This window comes from Paenibacillus sp. 01T422, from assembly GCF_056398785.1.
In genome coordinates this window covers 1-5387 of record NZ_JBFTQB010000682.1, presented here as the reverse complement: position 1 = coordinate 5387, position 5387 = coordinate 1, and the positions used below count along the sequence as shown (strand labels likewise).

Sequence of the window (5387 nt, the reverse complement as noted above, 5' to 3'; positions counted from 1 at the left end):
GAACTAGCTCCATGCGCACCTCCACTTCCCCATCTGGCGATGCCGTGTACACTAATTTCACATTTGAAGCTGGCGTTGTAGCAAGCTCATAATATACGTGAACTTCTGCGCGGCCATCCCTGGAAGACTTCGCTTGCAACGCTTGCAGCTTTCTTCCGCTGCCTGCTTCTTGCCATGGCGCACATCGAACATGGTGCTGGTTGCCGCGGTCGTTATCTGTGTAAGCACGCCAGAAATTAGGCGCAGGTCCTGTCAGGAACAACTCGCTGCCTTCGTACAGATAGGAAGTGATATTGCCCGTTGCAGCATGGAATTGAAGCGAGAAATTGTTTCCTTTCAGGGTAATCGATTCCGACGTGGACGCAATCTGCACAGCAGCAAGCTCTGATACCGCAGCAGCAGACTCTGCTTGTGTGACCAAGTCGGCATGCACCCACGACTGACGGACAGGCAGCAAGAACTGCTCCCATGCGATCTCATGCCCTTTTGAAGCCCACAAGGTATCCTCTTTCAATTGAAGGCTGATCGTGAGCACGAACTCATCTTTCGGACTGACAGCTTCATGCTGATCCAAGTCGAGTTCAATTGTAGTCGTTTCACCAGGCTTCACAGTAAATTGTCCACTCTTCGATTCACCAACAAGATCACCATTACGTTCGATCGTCCACGTCCAATTGAACTCGTTAAGATCCGTGAACAAGAATTGATTCGTTACAGCTACTTGACCTTTTGCCAAATCAATCGCTGCAATTTTCACATTTTGATAGCATTTCTTCACTTCATGGATTTTCGGAGACGGTGTACGATCAGCGAAAATTAATCCATTACCGCAAAAATTGCCATCATTCGGCGTATCCCCGAAATCGCCGCCATAAGCTTGATAAGTCACACCTTCAGGCGTCGTTGTTCGAATGGATTGATCGATCCAATCCCAAATAAAGCCTCCTTGGAGAATCGGATACTTATCAAACAGCTCCCAATATTTAAATAAATTACCGCAGGAATTACCCATCGCATGGCTATATTCACATAAAATAAACGGCTTCTTCGGTTTGTTATTCGCGTACTCTTCAATTTTTTCAATTTTGGAGTACATTTGACTTTCGATATCAGAGGATGCTTCAGAACTCCGGCAGTGGAATATCCCCTCGTAGTGAACGACCCTGGAAGGATCAGCCTCACGTAGGAAGTCATGCATTTTAATAAAATTATCCCCGCCCCATGACTCATTCCCAAGTGACCAAATCACGATCGATGGATGATTCTTGTCTCGTTGCATCATGGAATTCGCGCGGTCCAGTACGGCCCCCGTCCATTCAGGCTTGCTGCCTGGTACTGTATCTCCCTCTTCCTCTTGGGCATAGCTCCACGATCCGTGCGTTTCAAGGTTGGTTTCATCAATGACGTATAATCCATACTCATCACATAGCTCATACCATCGTGTATGGTTCGGATAATGAGACGTACGCACGGCGTTGATATTAAATCGTTTCATCAGCAAAATATCAGCAAGCATACTGTCGTTATCGACGCTGCGCCCGCGGTCTGTATCAAATTCATGGCGGTTGACGCCTTTGAAGACAATGCGCTCGCCGTTGATTTTCATCAAACCATCGTGAATTTCGAACTTGCGGAAGCCTACTTTGCAGCTCTCCGTTTCCAGCAACGCGCCACTCTCGTCTTTCAAACTTAGAACCAGTGTATACAGGTTAGGCTTTTCCGCGCTCCAAAGTGCCGGACTCTCCACCTTAACAGATAACTCCACATCCTGCTTCAGATTACCGCTTAGTTCACGGAAAATCCCGCTTAACCGCCAGAAATCCTGATCCTCCAACCAGCTTGCATCGCTCCACCGATAGACTTCGACTGCGAGCTTATTCTCGCCCTCAACCAAGTATGGCGTAATATCAAATTCCGCGGGTGTGAAAGAATCTTGGCTAAAGCCGACCAAATCACCGTTCACCCATACATAAAAAGCTGATTCTACACCTTGAAAGCTCAAGTATACAGGCTGCTCCGCCCAAGATGCCGGGATCGTAAAGCTCCGGGAGTACGAGCCGACAGGGTTATACTTCACAGGTGCAAAAGGAGGTTTCACCTCTTCATGGCCTACCCATGGATAGATGATATTCGTGTATTGCGGAAAATCAAAGCCCTGCAACTGCCAGTGGGATGGCACTGCAATGTCAGACCAGTCACTGCAATCATAGTCGTTCTTATAGAACTCCTGAGGCCGCCCATCAGCATTCTCTGCAAAATGAAACTTCCACGTTCCATTCAAAGATTGATAGGAATCAGATGCTTCGCGTACTCCTGCGAGCGCCTCTGCTTCTGACCTGTAAGGCATTAGCGTTGCATGCGCTTCCAAGCGGTTTAATTGAAAAATCTGCGGATTATTATTCCATTCTGGGAAACCGTTCACAGGCGGTGAATAGACGTACTTATTAGCCATGGATTCGCACCTCATTTTAATGGTGTTGTATAATTATCATCAACGATGTATTTATTGTAACTGACAATAAACTCTTTTAAAATATAAGATACTACGCATGGCATATTAAAAAATGAAAGAGATGATTCCTCAGCTATGGCTATTGATTACAGGAAGTTTTTCGTCATCACCGAAACGGACCGCAAGCTGCCGCTGATCCTCGAAACAGTCGGATTCGAGAGTCAGCAGCTTTATTACAAGCGGGAAGATGGTTATCCCTGCTTTCACTGGCTCCAAACGATTGAAGGCACTGGAGAGATCATCCTCGACAACCAATCGATCAAACTTGGCGAGAATCAAGGCGTGCTGCTTGCCGCGGGAATTCCTCACGAGTACAAAGTTCTCTCGCCCAAGTGGTCAACCTGGTATCTAACCTTTGACGGCGCACTCGCTGCCTCCATCGTTTATGCCTTGGAGTTCCCATTATCTACCCAGATCAGCTGGGGCATGGATACTCCGCTAGCCAGCATACACGAATATTTTTATGAAAAATATCGTTATAGCTATGATTTCACTGGCATGAATGGTTCACTAGAAGTCTATCAATTCCTTACCTTGCTCAAAAAACACGGAAACGTCAACAGAAGCGCCTCCTTGTCCCAAAGCCATGAGCGCTTATTGCCGCTTTTATTTCAATTAGAGCAAAAGTTTGGTTCCGCCGATGTCGGTCTTACCTGGATGTCTGATGAGCTAGGCGTCAGTCCACAGCACGTCAATACGCTTTTCCGCAAAGCATTTGGCCTTTCCCCCTATCAATACCTGCTCCAGCTGCGGCTTCAGAAGTCCAAAGAACTGCTCATTACCGGGCATCACTTAACGATTAAACAAATCGCGGAAACAACGGGTTTCCTGGATGCTTCGCATTTTATTTCAACTTTTCGCAAATCTGTTGGTTTAACACCTGACGTTTTCCGAAATCAATATAATAACAGTCAAATAGAAAAAGGATAGGACGAGTCGCCTCGCCTATCCTCTAGGATACATCACTTATTTTTGACTTAATGATTAGGTACAAACTCACTATGAATTTCGATCAATTTTTGGACGAAAATCTCAAAATCATTTTTACTAGAAGAAAATTTGAAATCGGTTACACCAGTGTTGAAATCAATAACAGTAAGCGCCACGCGGTTCAGGGGGTATTCCGGTATCGGCCCAGAGGCAAGAGAAATATTTTTGAAAGGGTAAATAGACGTTTCACCGTGTAAACGCAGCACAGTCAGATGATCATCTCTCAACTCCAACGAAATATGTTGATCAGAATCAGTGAAACTTTTCAGTGTACTCATCCTTTATCAATCCTCCTCTTGTCCTCTATTTTACTCTCAAATGGTAAGATAAAGAAGCCCAAAATAAAAAAAATCTTCCTATTTATTTCCTGTTTCACTCTGCTCGTTAGCGGGTAAATGAATATAGGGCTGAACGCCGCTCTAACTACGCTACGGAGGTGCAGAACATGAGTACAACGATTTTACTATCTGAACGAACAGGTCCTGTGAAGAAACTGAGAGAACAAGGTCAAGTTCCCGCTGTAGTTTACAGCTCTCGTATGGATTCCGAACATGTCACCGTCCCGGAAAAAGAAATCCGAGCATCACTGAAACGCAATCCGCATGCCATTCTGAAAGTAGCTTTGCCCTCAAATTCAAAGGAATCCGTCATCATCCATCACGTCCAAAAGGACACCTTGACAGGTCAATTGCTGCACGTTGACTTTTTGCAAATTGATTTGAAGGAAAAGCTAGATACAACAATTGCTGTCCATTTTACTGGTGAGGCCAAGGGTACGAAGGAAGGCGGCATTCTCCAAGTGGAATCGCATGAAGTCATGATTCGGTGCATGCCTAACAAGCTGCCGGAATCCATTTCGCTTGACATTAGCAAACTAAGTATTGGTGAACATCTCACAGTAGCTGACCTTAAAGTACCCAAGAACGTTGAGGTTCTCTCCGATCCAGAGACCGTTCTTGTCACGATACTCGGCACACAAAAGTTGGACACGCCCCTTGAAGCGGATGCACAATCAGAAGCTGCAGCCGAATAAACGTGTCTATGAAAACAGACTCTGCGCATTAACTGCGCTAGAGTCTGTTTTTATTTGTTCGCGTTTCAATCAGAGATAGGCTTTGCCATAGGCATGCATCTGGCTGCTCATCACTTTCGAAACGATTAATTTATGTTTTTCGGCTCTAGCTACAATCACTTGCAAACTATTGCGTATTTCTATTGCTTCATCCAAATATTCCTTATCGCCAAAAATCTCATAAAGCCTAATATAATCATTATACTCGTCCAACCATTGATCGAAGTAAGAAGATGTCATAATCTATCACTCCCTTAGGTCTATGATAGAGCATAAACATTAATTTTTTATTATAAATATATTAATTTTCTCCTTCTTTTTGTAAACCTGTTCCACAGATGATGATGATCGTCACAAACAAAAGCACCCCGAACGCATCCCACCACATGCTTCCCGCAACGTTCGGAATACTCCCGATAGCAATAATAAGTACAGGGCAGAACCACAGCATTTTTTCTAATTTACCACGAATTGCTTTTCGTCTTTGCAAGATGTATGACCCCTATATGCTGCAGTATGTTGTTTAGACCTGACACCGTATACTCTTCGGAGTTTGTGCAACCTTTCTGTCCGTCCGACTTGCTCAACAATCCATCCAATTTGTGGAAAATAAAGTTATTTACAAACCGATGGTCGGTATTTATAATAAAGTTATTACAGAGAGTTGAAAAAGGAGTGAAGGTGTTGAAACAAGAGGAGCGCAGACAGCAAACAACGGGGGTTCTGCTAACATCAACCAAAGATCTCATCCGGGAAAAAGGGTGTGAAGCTATCACCATGAAGGACATCATGGACCGATCCGGATTGTCCAAG

At 44.7% G+C, this 5387-nt stretch carries 6 protein-coding genes and 1 pseudogene; 3 read left to right on the top strand and 4 right to left on the bottom strand.

Annotation, left to right across the window (positions count from 1 at the left end; genetic code table 11):
- Positions 1–2452: glycoside hydrolase family 2 TIM barrel-domain containing protein (locus AC1DUA_RS28850; protein ID WP_477503029.1), on the bottom strand; the 2452-nt coding region annotated here is incomplete at its 3' end.
- 135 nt (positions 2453–2587) lie between these two features.
- On the opposite strand from AC1DUA_RS28850, the gene AC1DUA_RS28845 reads away from it, so the two are divergent.
- Positions 2588–3442: an AraC family transcriptional regulator gene (locus AC1DUA_RS28845; protein WP_477503028.1), complete on the top strand. Its 855-nt coding sequence runs from the start codon at positions 2588–2590 to the stop codon at positions 3440–3442.
- Between the two features lie 47 nt (positions 3443–3489).
- On the opposite strand, the gene AC1DUA_RS28840 is transcribed toward AC1DUA_RS28845, so the two are convergent.
- Positions 3490–3780, bottom strand: a complete 291-nt coding sequence (locus AC1DUA_RS28840) for a hypothetical protein (RefSeq protein ID WP_477503027.1) — start codon at positions 3778–3780, stop codon at positions 3490–3492.
- A gap of 167 nt (positions 3781–3947) precedes the next feature.
- Here AC1DUA_RS28840 and AC1DUA_RS28835 point away from each other — a divergent pair, with 167 nt between their 5' ends.
- Positions 3948–4535 (top strand): 50S ribosomal protein L25, encoded by a 588-nt coding sequence (locus tag AC1DUA_RS28835; protein ID WP_477503026.1) that lies wholly within the window; start codon positions 3948–3950, stop codon positions 4533–4535.
- Positions 4536–4604: 69 nt separating this feature from the next.
- On the opposite strand, the gene AC1DUA_RS28830 is transcribed toward AC1DUA_RS28835, so the two are convergent.
- Entirely contained in the window at positions 4605–4814 is a 210-nt protein-coding gene (locus AC1DUA_RS28830; protein ID WP_477503025.1) for a hypothetical protein, read from the bottom strand.
- Positions 4815–4875: 61 nt separating this feature from the next.
- A complete protein-coding gene (locus AC1DUA_RS28825) occupies positions 4876–5064 on the bottom strand; it encodes a hypothetical protein (RefSeq protein WP_477503024.1) in 189 nt (62 codons plus the stop codon).
- A 194-nt stretch (positions 5065–5258) separates the two neighbouring features.
- On the opposite strand from AC1DUA_RS28825, the pseudogene AC1DUA_RS28820 reads away from it, so the two are divergent.
- A pseudogene (locus tag AC1DUA_RS28820) lies at positions 5259–5387 on the top strand (TetR/AcrR family transcriptional regulator); the annotation flags it as partial.